General features: G+C 70.8%; 1 protein-coding gene. It reads left to right on the forward strand.

Features of this window, described 5'->3' with window-relative positions; genetic code table 11:
* Positions 1-34: 34 nt before the first annotated feature.
* Positions 35-23,848: a type I polyketide synthase gene (locus EJG53_RS44300; RefSeq protein WP_125048445.1), complete on the forward strand. Its 23,814-nt coding sequence runs from the start codon at positions 35-37 to the stop codon at positions 23,846-23,848.
* The last annotated feature ends 21 nt before the right edge of the window (positions 23,849-23,869 follow it).

A 23,869-nucleotide genomic window follows, 5' to 3' on the forward strand; every position in this document is an offset into this window, starting at 1 on the left:
GACTCTGCTGAAACATCATTGCAAGGAGCCGACCGTGTCCGACGAAAACAAGCTTCGTAGTTACCTCAAGCGAGCCATCGCGGACGCCCAGGACGCCCGCGCCCGGCTGCGTGAGGTGCAGGAGCAGGCGGCGGAGCCGGTGGCGATCGTGGGCATGGGGTGCCGCTTTCCCGGTGGGGCGGGTAGCCCGGAGGACTTCTGGAAGCTGCTGGCTTCCGGCGGTGACGCGGTGGGCGGCTTCCCCACCGACCGTGGCTGGGACCTGGAGGGCATTTACGACCCGGACGGTGAGCGCGAGAACACTTCGTACGTAGCCCAGGGCGCCTTCCTGCAAGGGGCAACCGAGTTCGATGCAGGATTCTTCGGGATCAGCCCGCGTGAGGCGCTGGCCATGGACCCGCAGCAGCGCCTGCTGCTGGAGTCGGCCTGGGAAGCGCTGGAGCGTGCCGGCATCGACCCGGCGTCCCTGAAGGAGAGCGCCACCGGTGTCTTCGCCGGCGGATTCGCCTCCGGATACGGCATCGGGCTCTCCTGGGCAGCCGGTGAGGGCGGCTCCGGTGTCGAGGGCCACCTGATGACTGGCAACGCGACCAGCGTGCTCTCCGGCCGCCTGTCGTACGCCCTGGGCTTGGAGGGCCCGGCGGTCACGGTGGACACCGCCTGCTCGTCGTCGTTGGTGGCACTCCACCTGGCCGTTCAGGCACTGCGGCTGGGAGAGTGCTCGCTGGCCCTGGCCGGTGGTGTCACGGTGCTGGTCTCCCCGGGGACGTTCGTGGAGTTCTCCCGTCAGCAGGGTCTGTCGGCGGACGGCCGGTGCCGGGCGTTCTCCGAGGATGCGGACGGTACGGGCTGGGCCGAGGGCGTCGGCATGCTGGTGGTCGAGCGGCTGTCTGACGCACGGCGCAATGGCCACAAGGTGCTGGCGGTGCTGCGAGGCAGTGCGGTCAACCAGGACGGCGCGTCGAACGGCCTCTCGGCGCCCAACGGCCCGTCCCAGCAGCGCGTCATCCGGGCGGCGTTGGCCAGCGCGGGCCTGTCGGCGTCCGAGGTGGACGTGGTGGAGGCGCACGGCACCGGTACGACGCTGGGTGACCCGATCGAGGCGCAGGCGCTGCTGGCCACCTACGGCCAGGACCGTCCGGAGGGGCGGCCGCTGTGGCTGGGGTCGGTGAAGTCCAACATCGGTCACACCCAGGCTGCCGCAGGTGTTGCTGGTGTCATCAAGATGGTGCTGGCACTTCAGCACGGTCAGTTGCCGCGGACGTTGCATGCTGATGTGGCGTCGTCGCATGTGGACTGGTCGGCGGGTGAGGTGCGGTTGCTGACGGAGTCGGTGCCGTGGCCGGTGGGGGAGCGTCCGCGCCGGGCGGGGGTGTCGGCGTTCGGTATCAGCGGGACCAACGCCCACGTGATTCTGGAGGAGGCTCCGCCGGTGGAGTCCGGCGAGGCTGATGAGCCTGCCGGGGGTGGTGGCTCCGGGACGGCCGGGTCGGCTGGGTCGGTGGCGGATGTGGCGCCGGTGCTGGCGAATGCTGGTGCGTGGGTGGTGTCGGGGCGTACGGCTGAGGCGCTGTCGGCGCAGGCCGGGCGGTTGCGCGAGTGGGTGTCGGGCCGTTCGGAGCTGGGTGCGGCTGATGTGGGCTGGTCGTTGGCGGCGACACGGTCGGCGTTCGAGCACCGAGCGGTGGTGCTTGGTACGGAGCGTGGTGCCCTTCTTGATGGTGCGCACAGCCTGGCTGCTGGTACGTCCTCGCCTGTGGTGGTGTCGGGAGTGGCCCGGCCTGATGTCCGGGTGGGCCTGGTGTTCGCGGGTCAGGGTGCGCAGTGGGTGGGTATGGGCCGTGGCCTGTACGCGGGCAGCACGGTGTTCGCCGAGGTCTTTGACCGGGTGTGCGGGCTGCTGGAGCTGGAGCTCGGGGCCGGGGTGCGTCTGCGGGATGTGGTTTTGGGTGCGGAGGGGGTGGACGCGGGGCTGGCGGATCAGACGCTGTATGCGCAGGCTGGTCTGTTCGCCTTCGAGGTGGCGCTGGCGGCTGTCCTGAAGGCGGCTGGCGTGGTGCCGGATGCGGTGGTGGGGCATTCGGTCGGTGAGGTGGCTGCGGCCCATGTGGCCGGGGTGTTGTCGCTGTCGGATGCCTGTGCGTTGGTGGCGGCGCGTGCCCGGTTGATGCAGGAGTTGCCGTCGGGTGGGGCGATGGCGGCTGTCAACGCTGCTGAGGCAGCGGTCGTCGCCTCGTTTGCGGAAGTTTCGGGTGAGGTGGCCGTCGCTGCGGTCAACGGTCCGGAGTCCGTGGTGATCTCCGGTGCGGTTGATGCGGTTGACGCGGTGGTGGAGCTGTGGCGGGACCGGGGTTGCCGAGTGCGGCCCCTGCGGGTCTCGCACGCCTTCCACTCTTCGGCCATGAACCCGGTCCTGGACGAGCTCGACGGTGTGGCGCAGGGGCTGGTGTATCACTGGCCTGAGGTGATGTGGGCCGGTGCGCTCACGGGTGAGCTGGTGTCCGACCCGCAGGCCGGGTACTGGCCCGCGCAGACCCGCCAGGCCGTCCGGTTCGCGGATGCGGTGGCCACCCTCGCGCGGGAGGGCGTTTCGGTCTTCCTTGAGGTGGGCCCGGATGGTTCGCTCTCCTCGCTGGGTCCCGATGCGGTGGCCGGCGTGGAGGGTGCGGAGGCGGCGTTCGTCGCGCTTCAGCGGCGCACCGAGGACGGCGCCACCGACCTGGTGACCGGTCTGGCCCGTGCTTTCGTCAACGGTGCCCCGGTGGACTGGACGCGTGTGCTGCCTGCCGGTGAACAGGTCGAGCTGCCCACGTACGCCTTCCGGCACCAGCGCTACTGGCCCGAGGGGATCGTCTCGCTGATGCCCCCGACGGCCGGCGGCGCGAACCGGATCACCGCGGGCACCGAGGCGGAGGCCGAGTTCTGGGCAGCCGTCGAGGGAGAGGACCTCACCCGGCTCGCCGAGACGCTGGACGTGGACGGCGACCGCCCGTTCAGCGAGGTGCTGCCGGCACTGGCCTCCTGGCGGCGGCGCGACCTGGAGCGCTCCCTGACTGCCGACTGGCGCTACCGCACCACCTGGGCAGTAGTTGCCGAGCCTGACGCTCGTGTGCTGTCCGGTACGTGGCTGGTTGCCGTCCCCGAGGGGGCGGCTGCTACGGAGCTGGCGCAGGGCTGCACCGAGGCGCTGAGTGCCCGTGGTGCTGAGGCCGTGGTGGTTGAGATCCCGGCTGGGACGGTGGACCGGACTGAACTGGCCGCGTTGCTGACTGGCGCGGGGGGCGCGTCGGCCGTGTCCGGTGTGCTGTCGCTGCTGGCGCTGGATGAGGCGCCGCTGCCGGACCATTCGGCGGTGCCCGGCGGACTGGCTGCCACTCTGGGCTTGGTCCAGGCTCTCGGTGATGCCGAGATCGAGGTACCGCTGTGGGTGGCGACGTCCGGTGCGGTTGCGGCCGGCCGGGGTGAGGCGCTGGCCCGTCCGGTGCAGGCGCAGGTGTGGGGTCTGGGCCGGGTGGTTGCGCTGGAGCACCCGGAGCGTTGGGGTGGTCTGGTCGATCTGCCGGAGACGCTCGATGAGCGGGCTGGTGCGCGGCTGGTGGCGGTCCTGGCCGGCTGCGGTGAGAACGAGGTGGCTCTGCGGCCGTCCGGAATTCTGGGCCGCCGGCTCGCGCACGTATCGGGCCGTGGCTCGCGGGAGAGCTGGTCGCCGCGGGGGACCGTACTGGTCACCGGCGGCACCGGTGCCATTGCTGGACATGTCTCGCAGTGGCTGGCAGGCCGGGGAGCCGAGCGCCTGGTGTTGGCGGGCCGTTCCGGCCCGGCAGCAGCCGATGTCGCGGCACAGGTCGCGGAGCTGGCCACCGCTGGCGCTCACGTGGACGTGATCTCCTGCGACGTCAGCGAACGCAGCCCGCTGGCCGCCCTGTTGGGCTGGATCGGCCGCAGCGGTCCGGAGCTGTCCTCGGTGATGCACACCGCGGGCGCGCTGGACGATGGTGTGCTGGACCGGCTGTCGGTCTCCCGTCTGCAGTCGGTGCTGGCGGTCAAGGTGCACGGTGCGGTGCTGCTGGACGAGCTGACCGCGGACCTGGACCTGGACGCTTTCGTACTGTTCTCCGCTGCGGCTGCCACCCTGGGCGGTCCGGGGCAGGGCAACTACGCGGCGGCCAATGCCTTCCTGGACGCGCTGGCGGAGAACCGGCGCGCCCGCGGGCTGAACGCGCTGGCGGTGGCCTGGGGCCCGTGGGCCGGCGGAGGTATGGCCGAGTCCAACGAGGCGGTCCGCTCCCGGATGCGGAAGATGCCCATGCCGCCGATGGACCCGCAGCTCGCGGTCCGCGCGCTGGCCGAGGCGTTGCAGGGCCCGGATGCAGCCGTCGCCGTCATGGACGTGGACTGGCCGCAACTGGCATCCGATGCCGGTGCCACGGGGATGCTGAAGCGGCCGTTGATGCGAGATCTGCCCGAGATCCGTCAGTTGCTCGCGACGGCGGGAAACACGGTCACCGTAGCGCCTGCGGAAGGTGAGCTGGCCCGCCAGATGGCTGGGCTGGACCGCTCGGAGCAGGAGCGGATGCTCACCGATGTGGTGCGCGGTGAGGCTGCGGTGGTGCTGGGGTACGGCTCGGCCGATGCGGTGGAGGACCGTCGGGCGTTCAAGGATCTGGGGTTCGATTCACTCACCGCCGTCGAGCTGCGTAACCGTCTCAATGCGGCGACCGGGTTGCGGCTGCCGTCGACCCTGGTCTTCGATTACCCCACCCCGCTGGCACTGGCTGCCTTCCTGCGCGACGAGCTGACCGGGCAGCAACAGGGCACGGCCGCTCCGGTGATTACCGTGGTGGCGGCGCCTGCGGATGAGCCGCTGGCGATCGTTGGAATGGCGTGCCGGTTCCCGGGTGGAGTGGGCAGTCCGGAGGAGTTCTGGGAGTTCCTTGCTTCCGGCGGTGACGGTGTGGGTGACTTCCCGGCCGACCGTGGCTGGGACTTGGAGAGTGTGTACGACCCGGAGGGTGAGCGTGAGGGCACCTCGTACGTCGCGCAGGGTGCGTTCTTGCGGGATGCGGCTGAATTTGATGCGGGGTTCTTCGGGATCAGCCCGCGTGAGGCGCTGGCGATGGACCCGCAGCAGCGTCTGTTGCTGGAGACGTCCTGGGAGGCGCTGGAGCGGGCTGGCCTCGACCCGGCCTCGCTGAAGGAGAGTGCCACCGGTGTCTTCGCCGGCGGTTTTACCTCGGGGTATGGGCTTGGACTGTCGCTTGCCAATCAGGGGGACTCTGGTGCCGAGGGTCATTCGCTGACGGGGAATGCGACCAGTGTTCTGTCTGGGCGGGTGTCGTATGTGCTGGGTCTGGAGGGCCCGGCGGTGACGGTGGACACGGCGTGTTCGTCGTCGCTGGTGGCGCTTCACCTTGCGGCGCAGGCGGTGCGGTCGGGTGAGTGTTCGCTGGCCCTGGCGGGTGGGGCGACGGTGATGGCGACGCCGGGTACGTTCATTGACTTCTCCCGGCAGCAGGGGCTGTCGGCGGATGGCCGGTGCCGGGCCTTCTCGGAGGATGCTGACGGTACGGGCTGGGCCGAGGGCGCCGGGATGGTTGTGGTGGAGCGGCTGTCGGACGCTCGCCGTAACGGGCACAAGGTGCTGGCGCTGTTGCGGGGCAGTGCGGTCAATCAGGACGGTGCGTCCAACGGCCTGACTGCCCCTAACGGGCCGTCGCAGCAGCGGGTGATCCGTGCGGCGCTGGCCAACGCCCGGTTGGCGCCGGGGGACGTGGATGTCGTCGAGGCCCATGGCACCGGCACCACACTCGGTGACCCGATCGAGGCCCAGGCGCTGCTGGCGACCTATGGCCGGGACCGTGGTGATCGGGATGCGTTGTGGCTGGGTTCGGTGAAGTCCAACATCGGTCACACCCAGGCGGCGGCCGGTGTTGCTGGTGTCATCAAGATGGTGCTGGCGTTGCAGCACGAGCAGTTGCCGCGAACTCTCCATGCCGAAGCGCCGTCTTCGCATGTGGACTGGTCGGCGGGTGCGGTGCGGCTGCTGAACGAGCAGATGGCCTGGCCGTCCGATGGCGAGCGGGTGCGGCGGGCTGCTGTGTCGGCGTTCGGCATGAGCGGCACCAACGCCCACCTCATCCTGGAAGAGGCCCCCGCAGCGCAGGATGCCGAAGCCGTCGAGCAGCCCGGAGAGCCGGTGGTACCGGTGGTCACCGGTGCCAGCGCTTGGGTGCTCTCTGGGCGGACTGGCGATGCGCTGGCGGCTCAGGCGGGCCGGTTGCGGGAGTGGGTTTCGCTTCGTCCGGCGCTTCGGCCGGTTGATGTGGCGTGGTCGTTGGCGGCGACTCGGTCGGTTTTCGAGCACCGGGCGGTTGTGGTTGGCGGAGACCGGGAGCAGGTGCTCGCGGGGCTCGGGGGCCTGGCGTCCGCTGAGTCCTCGGGTTCGCTCGTTGCGGGCGTGGCCCGCTCCCATGCCCGTCCGGTGTTTGCCTTCGCTGGTCAGGGGTCGCAGTGGCTGGGTATGGGGCAGGAGCTGGCGCGTACCTCGCCGGTGTTCGCGGCGCGGTTGGCGGAGTGTGCTGCGGCGTTGGAGCCGTACGTTGACTGGTCGCTGACCGATGTCCTGGCGGGCGCCGGGGACACCCCTGCGCTGGAGGCGGCGGATGTGGTCCAGCCTGCGTTGTGGGCGGTGATGGTGTCGCTGGCCGCTGTCTGGGAGGCGGCGGGTGTCGCTCCGGATGCGGTGGTGGGTCATTCGCAGGGGGAGATCGCTGCGGCGACGGTCGCCGGGATGCTGTCGCTTGAGGACGGCGCGCGTGTGGTGGCGTTGCGGTCGCGTGCGCTGAAGGTGCTGGCGGGCGCGGGTGGGATGTTGTCCGTCAGCCGTCCGGCGGCGGAGGTCGAGGAACGTCTGGCCCGCTTCGGCGACAGGCTGTCCCTGGCGGCGGTCAACGGCCCGTCGGCCACCGTTGTCTCGGGCGAGTCGGAGGCCCTGGAGGAGCTGAGGGCGGAGTTCGAGGCGGAAGGGGCCAGGGCGCGCATGGTCGCGGTCGACTACGCCTCCCACTGTGCCCAGGTGGACCGGCTGGAGGAGGAGATCACCACCGTCCTGGCCGGAATCTCCCCGCGCCGGGGCAGGGTCCCGATGGTCTCCGCGATGACCGGCGAAACCCTCACGGGCGAGGAGCTGGACGCCGGCTACTGGTACCGCAGCCTGCGCGCCACGGTGCATTACGACCGCGCCGTGCGGGTGCTGGCCAGCCGTGGCCATCAGGTATTCGTTGAGGTGACGCCGCACCCGGTGCTGATGGGCGCGATGAACGACACCCTGGTCGACCTCGCCCAGGAGACGGGTGGAGAGCCTGCCGCCGTGTGCGGAACGCTCCGCCGGGACGACGGCGGCGCCGAGCGCCTGCTGACATCGCTGGCGGAGGCGTTCGTCAGTGGCGCGCCGGTGGACTGGCAGGCAGTGCTGCCTGCTGGCGAGCAGGTCGAGCTTCCCACCTACGCGTTCCGGCGTCGCCGCTTCTGGCCGGAAGGCATGCTGGTCCTGCCGATGCCCGGTTCCGTAATCGCCGGTTCCGCCGGGGCCAGCACTGACGCGGAGGCGGCGTTCTGGGCGGCCGTTGAGGACGGAGACCTGTCCGGACTGGGTGACACGCTGGCCCTGGAGGGCGAGCGTCCGTTCAATGAGGTGCTGCCGGCGCTGGCGTCCTGGCGGCGCCGCGAACGCGATCGTTCGACCACTGCCGGTTGGCGTTACCGCACTGGCTGGTCGGTCATCGCCGAGCCGGATGTCCGGCTGCTGTCCGGTACGTGGTTGGTCGCTGTCCCCGCGGAGTCGGCCGCGGCGGAGCTGGCGAGGTACTGCGTCGGGGCGCTGAGTGCCCGTGGTGCTGAGGCCGTGGTGGTCGAGGTTCCGGCTGGAACGGTGGACCGGGCCGAGCTTGCGGCGTTGTTGACTGGCGCGGCGGATGCGTCGTCCGTGTCCGGTGTGCTGTCGTTGCTGGCGCTGGATGAGACGTCGCTGGCGGACCGTCCGGTTGTGAACGCCGGGCTGGCTGCCACTCTGGGCCTGGTGCAGGCTCTTGGTGATGCCGGGGTCGAGGCGCCGCTGTGGGTGGCCACGCGTGGTGCGGTTGCGGCCGGCCGGGGTGAGGCGCTGGCCCGTCCGGTGCAGGCGCAGGTGTGGGGTCTGGGCAGGGTGGTCGCGCTGGAGCACCCGGAGCGTTGGGGTGGTCTGGTCGATCTGCCGGAGACGCTCGATGAGCGGTCCGGTGCGCGGCTGGTGGCGGTCCTGGCCGGCTGCGATGAGAACGAGGTGGCGATCCGGGCGGCCGGGATCTTGGGCCGGCGGCTTGCGCATGTCTCGGGCCGTGGCGTGCGGGAGAGCTGGTCGCCGCAGGGGACTGTACTGGTCACCGGCGGCACCGGCGCCATCGCCGGTCATGTCTCGCGGTGGCTGGCTGGCCGGGGTGCCGAGCGTCTGGTGCTGACCAGCCGCTCGGGCCCGGCGGCTGTGGGCGCGGCAGCGCTGGCGGCCGAACTCGCCGCGGCCGGTTCCGCTGTAGAGATCGTTGCTTGCGATGTCAGCGAACGGGCCGGCCTGGCCGGGCTGCTGGGCCGGATCGATACGAGCGGCCCCCGGCTCTCTTCGGTGATGCATACCGCGGGTGTGCTGGACGACGGTGTGGTGGACCGCCTCGACACTGCGCGACTGGAGACCGTGCTGGGTGTGAAGGCGCACGGCGCGATCCTGCTGGACGAGTTGACCACGGACCTGGACCTGGACGCATTCGTACTGTTCTCCTCGGCCGCTTCCACCCTCGGTGGCCCGGGCCAGGGCAACTACGCGGCGGCCAATGCCTTCCTGGACGCGCTCGCGGAGAACCGGCGCGGTCGTGGGCTGACCGGTCTTGCGGTGGCCTGGGGCCTGTGGGGCGGTGGTGGCCTCGGCGAGTCCAGTGAGGTCATCAGGTCTCGGATGCGTCGTATGCCGATGCCGCCGATGGACCCGCAGTTGGCTGTGCGGGCGTTGGGTGAGGCGTTGGATGGTCCGGATGCCGTGGTGACGGTGATGGAGGTGGATTGGGCGCAACTGGCATCCGGCGCCGGCGCCGCGGGGATGCTGAAGCGGCCGTTGGTGCGGGACCTGCCCGAGGTCCGGGAGCTGTCTACGGCCCCCGGCCGTGCTCCGGTCCTGGCGCCTGTGGAGGGCGAACTGGCTGCTCGGGTCGCTGGGTTGTCCCGTTCGGAGCAGGACCGGGTGCTGACCGGTGTGGTCCGTGCCGAGGCTGCTGTTGTGCTCGGGCACGACTCGGCGGACGGGGTGCAGGCCCGGCAGGCGTTCAAGGACCTGGGTTTCGATTCGCTGACCTCGGTGGAGTTGCGTAACCGTCTCAATGCGGCGACCGGGCTGCGGCTGCCTGCGACCCTCGTCTTCGACCACCCCACCCCGACCGCGCTGGCCGCCTTCCTGCGCGGTGAACTGATCGGCGACCACCCGGACACCGCCGCCGACAGCGGAACTGCCGTTACTCAGGCCGCAGTGGACGGCACGACCGCCGCTGCGGACGAACCGTTGGCGATCGTCGGCATGGCCTGCCGCTTCCCCGGTGGCGCGAGCAGCCCCGAGGAGTTCTGGGAGCTGCTGGCTTCGGGTAGTGATGCGGTGGGTGGTTTCCCGACCGACCGTGGTTGGGACCTGGAGGGCATCTACGACCCGGACGGCGAACGCGAGAACACCTCGTACGTCGCGCAGGGCGCCTTCCTGCAGAGGGCAGCCGAGTTCGATGCCGGGTTCTTCGGGATCAGCCCGCGCGAAGCCCTCGCCATGGACCCCCAGCAGCGGCTGATGCTGGAGACGTCCTGGGAGGCGCTGGAGCGGGCCGGCATCGACCCGTGGACCCTGCGCGGCAGTTCGACCGGCGTCTTCGCCGGCGGCTTCACTACCGGGTACGGCCTTGGGGTCTCTGCAGCGGCCGGTGAGGGCGGCTCCGGTGTCGAGGGCCACCTGATGACTGGCAATGCGACCAGTGTTCTGTCCGGACGCGTGTCGTATGTGCTCGGTTTGGAGGGTCCGGCGGTGACGGTGGACACCGCCTGTTCGTCCTCGCTGGTCGCGCTCAATCTGGCCGCGCAGTCGGTGCGGTCCGGCGAGTGCTCGATGGCGCTGGCCGGCGGTGTGACCGTGATGGCTACGCCGTCCTCCTTCGTGGAGTTCTCTCGTCAGCAGGGGTTGTCGGCGGATGGCCGGTGCCGGGCGTTTTCGGAGGATGCGGACGGCACCGGTTGGGCTGAGGGCGCTGGTGTTCTGGTGGTGGAACGGCTTTCGGATGCGCGGCGTAACGGGCATCGGGTGCTGGCTGTTGTCCGTGGTACGGCGGTGAATCAGGATGGTGCGTCGAATGGTCTTTCGGCGCCGAATGGACCGTCTCAGCAGCGGGTGATTCGGGCGGCGCTGGCCAACGCCGGGTTGTCTCCGGCCGAGGTGGATGTGGTGGAGGCGCATGGCACCGGTACCACGCTCGGTGACCCGATTGAGGCGCAGGCGCTGCTGGCGACGTATGGCCGTGATCGTGGTGATCGGGATGCGTTGTGGCTGGGGTCGGTGAAGTCCAACATCGGTCACACCCAGGCGGCGGCCGGTGTTGCTGGTGTGATCAAGATGGTGCTGGCGTTGCAGCATGGTCAGTTGCCGCGGACGTTGCATGCTGATGTGGCGACGTCGCATGTGGACTGGGAGGCCGGAGAGGTGCGGCTCCTGACGGAGCCGGTGCCGTGGCCGGTGGGGGACCGCCCGCGCCGGGCGGGGATATCGGCGTTCGGCATCAGCGGCACCAACGCCCACGTGATCCTCGAAGAGGCCCCGTCGGTGGAGACCGGCGAGGCCGGCGAGCCTGCCGAGGCCGGTTCCGGAACGGCCGAAGTGGTGGCGCGTGCTGGTGCGTGGGTGGTGTCGGGTCGTACGGCTGAGGCGTTGTCGGCTCAGGCTGGGCGGCTGCGGGAGTGGGTGTCGGCGCGTCCGGAGCTGGGGGCGGCTGATGTGGGCTGGTCGTTGGCCGCGACGCGGTCGGCCTTTGAGCACCGGGCGGTGGTGCTTGGTGCGGAGCGCGACACGCTGCTGTCTGGTGTGCACAAGCTGGCCGCCGGTACGTCCTCGCCTGAGGTGGTATCGGGCGTGGCCCGGCCCGACGTCCGAGTGGGTCTGATCTTCGCCGGGCAGGGTGCGCAGTGGGCGGGCATGGGCCGTGGCCTGTATGCGGGCAGCACGGTGTTCGCCGGGGCGTTCGACCGGGTGTGTGGGCTGTTGGAGCTGGAACTGGGGACCGAGGTACGCCTGCGGGACGTGATCCTGGACGGCGACGGTGCGGCTGCTGGGCTGGCCGATCAGACGCTGTATGCGCAGGCGGGTCTGTTTGCCTTCGAGGTGGCTCTGGCCGCGCTGCTGAAGGCGGCTGGTGTGGTGCCGGACGCGGTGGTGGGCCACTCGGTCGGTGAGGTGGCGGCTGCCCATGTGGCGGGCGTGTTGTCGTTGCCGGATGCCTGTGCGTTGGTGGCGGCGCGTGCCCGTTTGATGCAGGAGTTGCCGTCGGGTGGGGCGATGGCGGCGATCAACGCCGCTGAAACGGCCGTCATCGCCTCGTTCGACGAAGTGTCGGGTGAAGTCGCTGTAGCGGCGGTCAACGGTCCCGAGTCGGTAGTCATTTCCGGTGTGGCCGAGGCAGTCGATGCGGTGGTGGAGCTGTGGCGGGACCGGGGTTGCCGTGTGCGGCGCCTGCGCGTCTCACATGCCTTCCACTCCCCGGCCATGGACCCGGTCCTGGATGAGCTGCGTACCGTCGCGGACGGGGTGGAGTTCCGTCGTCCTGAGGTGATGTGGGCCGGTGCCCTCACCGGTGACCTGGTGTCCGACCCGCAGGCCGACTACTGGCCCGCGCAGACCCGCCAGGCCGTGCGGTTCGCCGACGCAGTAGCTGCCCTCGCGGCGGAAGGCATTTCGGTCTTCCTTGAAGTGGGCCCGGACGGCTCCCTCTCCTCCCTCGGCCCGGATGCGGTCGTAGAGGTGGAGGGCACCGAGCCTGTCTTCCTCCCGCTCCAGCGGCGTGATGACGAAGGCACCGCGGGCCTGCTGACCGGTCTGGCCCGCGCCTTCACCCACGGTGTCCCGGTGGACTGGACGCGTGTGCTGCCTGCCGGTGAGCAGGTCGAGCTGCCCACGTACGCCTTCCGGCACCAACGGTTCTGGCCGGAGGCTCCCGCGGCGCTGTCGGCCGGTTCCTCGGCCGCCGGCCGAGACGGGGCGGGCAGCGCGGCGGAGTCGGCGTTCTGGTCGGCCGTCGAGAGCGGTGACCTGGAGCAGCTCGCGGACACCCTGGCGGTGGACGGTGACCGTCCCTTCCACCAGGTGCTGCCCGCACTGGCGTCTTGGCACCGTCGCGAGCTGGACCGTTCGGCTACCGCCGACTGGCGCTACCGGACCGTCTGGTCGCCCGTTGCCGAGCTTGACGTTCGTGTGCTGTCCGGTACGTGGCTGGTTACCGTTCCCGTGGGGACGGCTGCGGCGGACCTGGCGCAGGCATGTATCGAGGCGCTGCATGCCCGTGGTGCTGAGGCCGTGGTGGTTGAGATCCCGGCCGGAACGGTGGACCGGGCCGAACTGGCCGCGTTGCTGACTGGCACGGCGGATGCCTCCGCCGTGTCCGGGGTGTTGTCGCTGCTGGCGCTGGACGAGACGCCGCTGCCGGACTACCCGGCGGTGCCCGCCGGACTGGCCGCCACCCTGGGCTTGGTCCAGGCTCTCGGTGACGCCGGGATCGAGGCGCCGCTGTGGGTGGCCACGTCCGGTGCGGTGGCGGCCGGTGCGGAAGAGGCCCTGGCCCGCCCGGTGCAGGCGCAAGTCTGGGGCCTGGGCCGGGTCGTCGCGCTGGAGCACCCCGAGCGTTGGGGTGGCCTGGTCGATCTGCCGGGGACGCTTGACGAGCGCTCCGGTGCACGGCTGGTGGCGGTTCTGGCCGGCTGTGGCGAGAACGAGGTGGCTCTGCGGCCGTCCGGAATCCTGGGCCGTCGACTTGCGCGTGTCACGCGACACGGTTCCGGTGAGAACTGGTCGCCGCGCGGCAGTGTGCTGATCACCGGAGGGACGGGCGCGATCGCGGGGCATGCGGCGCGCTGGCTCTGTGGTGAGGGCGCTGAGCGGCTGGTGCTGACGAGCCGTTCGGGGCCGGCGGCGGAGGGTGTGGCCGCGCTGGCCGCGGAGCTCGCGGAGGCGGGCAGCGCGGTTGGGGTGGTGGCGTGTGATGTGAGTGAACGGGCTCCGCTGTCCGCCTTGTTGGATTGGATCGGCCGCAGCGGTGCGGAGCTGTCCTCGGTGATGCATACCGCGGGTGTGCTGGATGACGGTGTGGTGGACCGCCTCGAAACTGGGCGGCTGGAGACTGTGCTGGGTGTGAAGGCGCATGGCGCGGCCTTGTTGGACGAGTTGACCGCGGACCTGGACCTGGACGCGTTCGTGTTGTTCTCGGCTGCGGCTGCCACTCTGGGTGGTTCGGGGCAGGGCAACTACGCGGCGGCCAATGCCTACCTGGATGCGCTGGCGGAGAACCGCCGGGCCCGGGGGTTGGCTGGTCTGTCGGTGGCGTGGGGGCCGTGGGCCGGTGGTGGTATGGCTGCGTCGAGTGGTGCGGTGCGGGCGCGGGTCGAGCGGGGTGCGATGCCGCCGATGGACCCGCGGCTCGCGGTCCGTGCGCTGGCCGAAGCGCTGCAGGGACCTGAAGCCGCGGTGACCGTGATGGATGTGGACTGGGCGCAGTTGGCCTCCGGTCCGGGGGCCGTTGAGGTGCTGAAGCGGCCGTTGATGCGGGACCTGCCTGAGATCCGTCAGTTGCTCGCGACGGCCGGGAACACGGTCACTGTGGCGCCTGCGGAAGGTGAGCTGGCCCGTCAGATGTCCGGGCTGGACCGCTCGGAGCAGGAGCGGATGCTGACGGAGGTGGTGCGGGCGGAGGCCGCTGTCGTGTTGGGCTATGGCTCGGCCGATGCGGTGGAGGACCGTCGGGCCTTCAAGGATCTGGGGTTTGACTCCCTCACCGCCGTCGAGCTGCGTAACCGCCTGAACGCGGCGACCGGGTTGCGGCTGCCGTCTACTCTGGTCTTCGATTACCCCACTCCGCTGGCACTGTCCGCTTTCCTGCGCGACGAGCTGACCGGTGGGGAGCCGGACACCGCCGGAGCTCCGGCGGTCACTGTGGTCGCGGCGCCTGCGGACGAGCCGCTGGCGATCGTCGGAATGGCGTGCCGATTCCCCGGCGGGGTGGGCAGCCCGCGCGAGTTCTGGGAGCTGCTGGCCTCCGGCGGCGACGCGATCGGTGACTTCCCGTCCGACCGCGGCTGGGATTTGGACGGCCTCATTGACCCGGAGGGTGAGCGCGAGGGCACCTCGTATGTCGCCCAGGGTGCGTTCTTGCGGGATGCGGCCGAGTTCGACGCGGGGTTCTTCGGGATCAGTCCGCGCGAGGCCCTCGCCATGGATCCGCAGCAGCGGCTGTTGCTGGAGACGTCCTGGGAGGCGTTGGAGCGTGCCGGCATCGATCCGGCCTCGCTGAGGGAGAGTGCCACCGGTGTCTTCGCCGGCGGTTTCACCTCGGGGTATGGGCTTGGGCTGTCACTCTCCAGTCAGGGGGACTCTGGTGCCGAGGGCCATTCGCTGACCGGCAATGCGACCAGCGTTCTGTCCGGTCGGGTGTCGTATGTGCTGGGTCTTGAGGGCCCGGCTGTGACGGTGGATACTGCGTGTTCGTCGTCGTTGGTGGCACTTCACCTGGCGGCGCAGGCGGTGCGGTCGGGTGAGTGCTCGCTGGCGTTGGCCGGTGGGGCGACGGTGATGGCGACGCCGGGTACGTTCATCGACTTCTCCCGGCAGCAGGGCCTGTCGGCCGACGGCCGGTGCCGGGCGTTTTCCGAGGATGCGGATGGTACGGGCTGGGCCGAGGGTGCGGGCATGGTCGTGGTGGAGCGACTGTCGGACGCCCGCCGCAACGGGCACAAGGTGCTGGCGGTGCTGCGGGGCAGTGCGGTCAACCAGGACGGGGCGTCCAACGGCCTGACCGCGCCCAACGGCCCCTCGCAGCAGCGGGTGATCCGTGCCGCGCTGGCCAACGCCGGCCTGACCACCGCCGACATCGACGTGGTGGAGGCGCACGGTACCGGCACCACACTCGGTGACCCGATCGAGGCCCAGGCGGTACTGGCGACCTACGGCCGGGACCGTGCGGAAGAGCGGCCGCTGTGGCTGGGGTCGGTGAAGTCCAACATCGGTCACACTCAGGCTGCTGCGGGTGTTGCTGGCGTGATCAAGATGGTGTTGGCGTTGCAGTACGGGCAGCTCCCGCGAACTCTCCATGCCGAGGTGCCGTCCTCGCACGTGGACTGGGAGGCCGGTGCGGTGCGGCTGCTGAACGAGCAGATGGCCTGGCCGTCCGATGGCGAGCGCGTGCGGCGGGCCGCTGTCTCGGCGTTCGGCATGAGCGGCACCAACGCCCACCTCATCCTGGAGGAGGCCCCCGCACCGGAGCCCGCCGAGGTGATCGACGGCCTTGAGGATGCGGCAACGCCGGAGGCGGCAGCGCTGGCCGCGGAGGCCGGTGTCGGTGCTTGGGTGCTGTCTGGGCGGACTGCTGATGCGCTGGCGGCTCAGGCGGGTCGGCTGCGGGAGTGGACGGCGACGCGTCCGGAGCTGGCACCGGTCGATCTGGCCTGGTCGCTGGCCGCGACTCGTTCGGTCTTCGAGCACCGAGCGGTGGTCGTGGGCGGGGACCGTGAGCAGGTGCTGGCGGGGCTTGGGGGGCTGGCGTCGGGTGTTCCGGCTGGTTCGGTGGTGTCCGGTGTGGCCCGCTCTAATACCCGTCCGGTGTTTGCCTTCGCCGGTCAGGGTTCGCAGTGGGTCGGTATGGGTCGGGAGCTGGCGGAGGTTTCGCCAGTGTTCGCGGCGCGGTTGGCGGAGTGTGCTGCGGCGTTGGCCCCGTACGTGGACTGGTCACTCAACGACCTCCTGGCGGGCGCGGAGGATGCCCCGGCGCTGGAGGCGGCCGACGTCGTCCAGCCCGCACTGTGGGCGGTGATGGTGTCGCTGGCCGCTGTCTGGGAGGCCGCCGGTGTCGCCCCGGAGGCCGTAGTCGGCCACTCGCAAGGAGAGATCGCTGCAGCAACAGTCGCCGGCATGCTTTCGCTTCAGGACGGCGCCCGCGTGGTGGCGTTGCGGTCCCGTGCGCTGAAGGTGCTGGCGGGCGCCGGTGGCATGCTGTCGGTCAGCCGTCCGGCGGCGGAGGTCGAGGAACGCCTGGCCCGGTTCGGGGACCGGCTGTCCTTGGCGGCGGTCAACGGTCCGTCGGCCACTGTCGTCTCGGGCGAGCCGGCCGCGCTGGAGGAGCTGAGGGCGGAGTTCGAGGCGGCGGGCGCCCGCGCCCGCATGGTCGCGGTCGACTACGCCTCGCACTCCGCTCAGGTGGACCGGCTGGAGGAGGAGATCACCACCGTCCTGGCCGGAACCTCCCCGCGCCGGGGCAGGGTCCCGATGGTCTCCGCGATGACCGGCGAAACCCTCACGGGCGAGGAGCTGGACGCCGGCTACTGGTTCCGCAGCCTGCGGGCGACGGTGCATTACGACCGTGCCGTGCGGGTGCTGGCCGGTCGTGGTCATCAGGTGTTCATTGAGGTGACGCCGCATCCGGTGCTGATGGGCGCGATGAACGACACCCTGGTCGACCTTGCCCAGGAGACGGGTGGAGAGCCTGCCGCCGTGTGCGGAACGCTCCGCCGGGACGACGGCGGCGCCGAGCGCCTGCTGACCTCCCTGGCGGAGGCGTTCGTCAGTGGTGCACCGGTTGACTGGCAGGCAGTGCTGCCCGCTGGCGAGCTGGTGGAACTTCCTACCTACGCGTTCCGGCGTCGCCGCTTCTGGCCGGAGGGCATGCTGGTGCTGCCCATGCTCGGTTCCGCGACCGCCGGTGCCGGGGCTGGTACCGAGGCGGAGGCCGGGTTCTGGGCGGCTGTGGAGGACGGTGACCTGACGCGGGTCGCAGAGACGCTGGCGTTGGAGGACGCGGGCCAACTGGGTGCGGTGCTTCCGGCGTTGGCGTCTTGGCGGCGGCGTGAGCTGGATCGTTCGGCTACGGCCGACTGGCGCTACCGGACCGTCTGGTCGCCTGTTGCCGAGCCTGACACTCGTGTGCTGACCGGAACTTGGATGCTGCTTGCGCCGGCCGGTTGTGCGGAGGAGCTGCGGCACCAGTGTGTGGCGGCGCTGACGGCCCGTGGTGCCGAGGCCGTAGTGGTCGAGGTACCGGTCGGGTCGGTGGACCGAGCCGAGCTTGCGGTATTGCTGACCGGCGCGGCGGCAGACCCGTCAGTCATCTCCGGTGTGCTGTCGCTGCTGGCGCTGGACGAGACACCGCTGGCGGACCGTCCGGTTGTGAACGCCGGGCTGGCTGTCACCCTGGGCCTGGTGCAGGCTCTTGGTGACGCCGGGATTGAGGCGCCGCTGTGGGTGGCCACGCGCGGTGCGGTCGCGGCCGGCCGCGGCGAGGTGCTGTCCCGTCCGGTGCAGGCGCAGGTCTGGGGCTTGGGCCGGGTCGTCGCGCTGGAGCACCCCGAGCGCTGGGGTGGTCTGGTCGACCTGCCGGAGACATTCGACGAGCGGACCGGCGGGCGGTTGGTGGCGGTGCTGGCCGGCTGCAAGGAGAACGAGGTCGCCATCCGGGCGGCCGGAGTCCTGGGCCGCAGGCTCGCGCACGTATCGGGCCGTGGTGCGCAGGAGAGCTGGTCGCCGAGGGGGACTGTGCTGGTCACCGGTGGGACCGGTGCCATTGCCGGGCATGTCTCGCGGTGGCTCGTTGACCGGGGCGCCGAGCGTCTGGTGTTGGCGGGCCGTTCCGGCCCGGCAGCAGCCGATGTCGCGGCACGGGCCGCGGAGCTGGCCACCGCTGGCGTTCGCGTAGACGTGATCTCCTGTGACGTCAGCGAACGCGGCCCGCTGGCCAGCCTGCTGGGCTGGATCGGCAGCAGCGGTCCGGAGCTGTCCTCGGTGATGCATACCGCGGGTGTGCTGGATGACGGTGTGGTGGACCGTCTCACCACCCCGCGTCTGGAGACCGTGCTGGGGGTGAAGGCGCATGGCGCGGTTTTGTTGGACGAGTTGACCGCGGACCTGGATCTGGACGCGTTCGTACTGTTCTCCTCGGCCGCTTCCACCGTTGGTGGTCCGGGGCAGGGTAACTATGCGGCGGCCAATGCCTTCCTGGACGCGCTGGCGGAGAATCGGCGTGGTCGTGGGCTGTCCGGTCTTGCAGTGGCCTGGGGACTGTGGGGCGGTGGTGGCCTCGGCGAGTCCAGCGAGGTGATCCGCTCTCGGATGCGTCGGATGCCGATGCCGCCGATGGAGCCGAAGTTGGCTGTGCGGGCGTTGGGTGAGGCGTTGGACGGTTCGGATGCCGTGGTGACGGTGATGGAGGTGGACTGGGCGCAACTGGCATCCGGTGCGGGTGCTGCTGACATGCGGGTCCGGCCGTTGGTGCGGGACCTGCCCGAGATCCGGGAGCTGTCCGCGGCCTCTGGCCGTGCTCCGGCCCTGGAGACAGTGGAGGGCGAACTGGCTGCTCGGGTAGCGGGACTGTCCCGCTCGGAGCAGGACCGGGTGCTGACCGGTGTGGTCCGTGCCGAGGCCGCCGCGGTACTGGGACATGCCTCTTCGGACGGGGTGCAGGCCCGGCAGGCGTTCAAGGATCTGGGTTTCGACTCGCTGACCTCGGTGGAGTTGCGTAACCGTCTCAATGCGGCGACCGGGCTGCGGCTGCCTGCGACCCTGGTCTTCGACCACCCCACCCCGACCGCGCTGGCCGCCTTCCTGCGCGGCGAGCTGACTGGGCAGGCGCCAGAGGCCATAGCTGCGGCGCCGGTCTCCGCGATGTCCGCTGCGGACGAGCCGTTGGCGATTGTCGGTATGGCCTGCCGTTTCCCCGGTGGCGCGAGCACACCCGAGGGATTCTGGGAGCTGCTGGCTTCGGGCGGTGACGCGGTGGGTGGTTTCCCGACCGACCGTGGCTGGGACCTGGAGGGCATTTACGACCCGGACGGTGAGCGCGAGAACACCTCGTACGTTGCCCAGGGCGCGTTCTTGCGGGGTGCGGCCGAGTTTGACGCGGGGTTCTTCGGAATCAGTCCGCGTGAGGCGCTGGCGATGGACCCGCAGCAGCGGTTGATGTTGGAGACGTCCTGGGAGGCGCTGGAGCGGGCCGGTATCGACCCGTGGTCCCTGCGCGGTAGTTCGACCGGTGTGTTCGCCGGCGGTTTCGCCTCTGGATATGGCCTTGGGGTCTCCGCAGCGGCTGGTGAGGGCGGCTCCGGTGTCGAGGGCCACCTGATGACCGGCAACGCGACCAGTGTCCTGTCCGGTCGGGTGTCGTACGTGCTGGGTCTGGAGGGTCCGGCGGTGACGGTGGACACGGCGTGTTCGTCCTCGCTGGTGGCGCTCAATTTGGCCGCGCAGGCGGTGCGTTCGGGGGAGTGCTCGATGGCGCTGGCCGGTGGCGTCACGGTGATGGCGACGCCGGGTACGTTCATTGACTTCTCCCGGCAGCAGGGGCTGTCGGCGGACGGCCGGTGCCGGGCGTTTTCGGAGGATGCGGACGGTACGGGCTGGGCCGAGGGTGCGGGCATGGTCGTGGTGGAGCGGCTGTCGGACGCGCGGCGCAACGGGCACAAGGTGCTGGCGGTGCTGCGGGGCAGTGCGGTCAACCAGGACGGCGCATCCAACGGCCTGACCGCACCCAATGGTCCCTCCCAGCAGCGCGTCATTCGGGCGGCGTTGGCCAGTGCGGGTCTTTCGGCGTCCGAGGTGGATGTGGTGGAGGCGCACGGGACCGGTACGAAGCTTGGTGACCCGATCGAGGCGCAGGCGCTGCTGGCGACGTATGGCCGTGATCGTGGCGAAGGCGACCCGTTGTGGCTGGGTTCGGTGAAGTCCAACATCGGTCACACTCAGGCTGCCGCGGGTGTGGCGGGTGTGATCAAGATGGTGCTGGCACTTCAGCATGGTCAGTTGCCGCGGACGTTGCACGCTGATGAGGCGACGTCGCACGTGGACTGGTCGGCGGGTGAGGTGCGGTTGCTGACGGAGTCGGTGCCGTGGCCGGTGGGGGAGCGTCCGCGTCGGGCGGGGATCTCGGCGTTCGGCATCAGCGGTACCAACGCCCACGTGATTCTGGAGGAAGCTCCCGCGATCGAGGCGCGGAGTGAAAGCGGTGGTCAGGAGCCGGTTGTTGCTCTTGAGGGTGCGGGTGCGTGGGTGGTGTCGGGTCGTACGGCTGAGGCACTGTCGGCGCAGGCTGGGCGGTTGCGCGAGTGGGTGTCGGCCCGTTCGGAGCTGGGTGCGGCTGATGTGGGCTGGTCGTTGGCGGCGACGCGATCGGCGTTCGAGCACCGCGCGGTGGTGCTTGGTACGGAGCGTGGTGCCCTTCTCGATGGTGTGCACAGCCTGGCGGCCGGTACGTCCTCGCCTGTGGTGGTGTCGGGGGTGGCCCGGCCTGATGTCCGGGTGGGTCTGATTTTCGCCGGGCAGGGTGCGCAGTGGGCGGGTATGGGCCGTGGCCTGTATGCGGGCAGCACGGTGTTCGCCGAGGTCTTCGACCGGGTGTGTGGGCTGTTGGAGCTGGAACTGGGGACCGAGGTACGCCTGCGGGACGTGATCCTGGACGGCGACGGAGACGGCGACGGTGCGGCTGCTGGGCTGGCCGATCAGACGCTGTATGCGCAGGCTGGTCTGTTTGCCTTCGAGGTGGCCCTGGCGGAGGTTCTCAAGGCTGCCGGTGTGGTGCCGGATGCGGTGGTGGGGCATTCGGTTGGTGAGGTGGCGGCTGCCCATGTGGCTGGGGTGCTGTCTCTGCCGGATGCCTGTGCGCTGGTGGCGGCGCGTGCCCGGTTGATGCAGGAGTTGCCGCCTGGTGGGGCGATGGCGGCGATCAACGCTGCCGAGGCAGATGTCATCGCCTCGTTCGACGAGGTGTCGGGTGAGGTGGCTGTCGCGGCGGTCAATGGCCCGGAATCCGTGGTCGTCTCCGGTGCGGTCGATGCGGTTGACGCGGTGGTGGAGCTGTGGCGGGACCGGGGTCGCCGTGTGCGGCCCCTGCGGGTCTCGCACGCGTTCCACTCTTCGGCCATGGGCCCGGTGCTGGACGAACTCCGCACCGTTGCCGAGGCGCTGGAGTTCCGTCGCCCGGAGGTGATGTGGGCCGGTGCCCTCACCGGTGAGCTGGTGTCCGAGCCGCAGGCCGGCTACTGGCCCGCGCAGACCCGCCAGACCGTCCGCTTCGCCGACGCAGTAGCCACCCTCGCAGCGGAAGGCATCTCCGTCTTCCTGGAGGTGGGCCCGGACGGCTCCCTCTCCTCCCTCGGCCCCGACGCGGTCGCAGAGGTGGAGGGCACCGAGCCCGCCTTCCTCCCGCTCCAGCGGCGTGATGACGAAGGCACCGCGGGCCTGCTGACCGGTCTGGCCCGCGCCTTCACCCACGGTGTCCCGGTGGACTGGACGCGTGTCCTGCCTGCCGGTGAGCAGGTCGAGCTGCCCACGTACGCCTTCCGGCACCAGCGGTTCTGGCCGGAGGCTCCCGCGGCGCTGTCGGCCGGTTCCTCGGCCGCCGGCCGAGACGGGGCGGGCAGCGCGGCGGAGTCGGCGTTCTGGTCGGCCGTCGAGAGCGGTGACCTGGAGCAGCTCGCGGACACCCTGGCGGTGGACGGTGACCGTCCCTTCCACCAGGTGCTGCCCGCACTGACCCAGTGGCGGCGGCGTGACCTGGAGCGTTCGACGACTGCCGGTTGGCGCTATCGGCTGGTCTGGGAGCCGGTCGCCGAGCCCGACCCGGGTGTGCTGACCGGCACCTGGTTGGTCGTCGTCCCCGCGCAGCCGGCTGCTGCGAAGCTGGCGCAGGGCTGCACCGAGGCGCTGAGCGCCCGCGGTGCCGAGGTCGCGGTGGCCGAGGTCCCGGCTGGGACCATGGACCGGGCCGAGCTGGCTGCGTTGCTGGGCAAGGCCGCGGACCCGACGGCCGTCTCCGGGGTGCTGTCGCTGCTGGCGCTGGACGAGACGCCGCTGCCGGACCATTCGGCGGTGCCCGCCGGACTGGCCGCCACCCTGGCCCTCGTACAGGCTCTTGGCGACGCCGACATCCAGGCACCGCTGTGGCCGGTCACCTGTGGTGCCGTGGCGGCCGTCCCCGGCGAGGTGCCGACCGGCACGGTGCAGGCGCAGGTCTGGGGCCTGGGCCGCGTCATCGGCATGGAACAACCTGACCGCTGGGGCGGGCTGGTGGACCTGCCCGAGGTGCTGGACCAGCGGGCGGCCGCACGGCTGGCCGCGGTGCTGGGTGGCTGCGGCGAGGACCAGGTGGCTGTCCGGGCCACCGGGATACTCGGCCGCCGGATGCGCCACGCCGCCGAAGCCGGTCCCGGCGAGGGGCACTGGACGCCGCGTGGCAGTGCGCTGATCACCGGTGGCACCGGCGCCGTCGGCGGGCATGTGGCCCGTTGGCTGGCCGAGGCCGACGCGCCCCGCGTGGTGCTGACCGGACGCAGCGGACCCGCCGCCGACGGTGTCGCGGCGACCGCTGCCGAACTGGCCGCCCAGGGAACCCGGGTGGACGTGGTGGCGTGCGACGTGAGTGACCGTTCCGCGCTGGCCGGGCTGGTGACATGGATCGGAACGAGCGGACCGGCGCTGTCCACCGTGCTGCACACGGCCGCGGTGCTGGACGACGGCGTGGTGGACCGGCTCTCCGCCGAGCGGCTGCAGACAGTGCTGGCGGCCAAGGCCGCGGGCGCGGCTCACCTGGACGAGCTGACGGCCGGACTGGACCTGGACGCCTTCGTACTGTTCTCCTCCGCCGCATCCACCCTCGGCTCCGCAGGCCAGGGCAACTACGCGGCCGCCAACTCCTACCTTGACGCACTGGCGGAGAACCGGCGGGCCCGCGGTCTGACGGGCCTGTCGGTGGCCTGGGGTCAGTGGGGCGGCGGCGGCATGGCCGACTCCAAGGAGGCGATCCGGGAGCGGATGAAGAAGCTCCCGCTGTCCGCGATGGACCCGCGGTCGGCGGTCCGGGCACTGGGCGAGTCGCTGCACGGCCCGGACCCCGTGGTGACGGTGATGGACGTCGACTGGGCCGTACTGGCGCAGAGCGCGGCGAACCTGACGGAGGTACCGCTGGTGCGGGACCTGCCGGCGGTGCGCCGACTGGCTACGACCGGCAACCGGGCCGCCGAGCAGCCCGCCTCCGCAGAGGGCGAGCTGGCACGCCGGCTGGCCGGGCTGGACCGGGCCGGGCAGGAGCGGACCCTCACCGATCTGGTGCGGGCCGAGGCAGCCATGGTGCTGGGCCATTCCTCGGCCGGGGCGGTGCAGGATCAGCAGGCGTTCAAGGACCTCGGGTTCGATTCGCTGACAGCAGTCGAACTGCGTAACCGGTTGAACACTGCGACCGGACTGCGAGTCCCGGTTACATTGATTTTCGATCACCCCACCCCGGTGGCGGTGGCCGCCTGGTTGCGTACCGAGCTCGCCCCGGACGAGCCCACTGCGCTGCCGGTGCTCGACGACCTCGACCGGCTCGAAGCCGGTCTGTTGAGCGCGGCACCCGACCAGGACACGAACGAACGGATCACAAGGCGGCTGCAAAGCATTCTCTCCAACTGGATCGAAAAGCAGGGCCGGTCGGATTCCGGCAGCGGCGGGGTGGAAATCGAGTCGGCCACACCCGACGAGATGTTCGAGTTTCTCGACAGGGAACTTGGTCTGTCCGACTAGTACTTCGCGCTCACTGACGGA

It is taken from the genome of Streptomyces chrestomyceticus JCM 4735 (assembly GCF_003865135.1).
Taxonomy (GTDB): Bacteria; Actinomycetota; Actinomycetes; order Streptomycetales; family Streptomycetaceae; genus Streptomyces; species Streptomyces chrestomyceticus.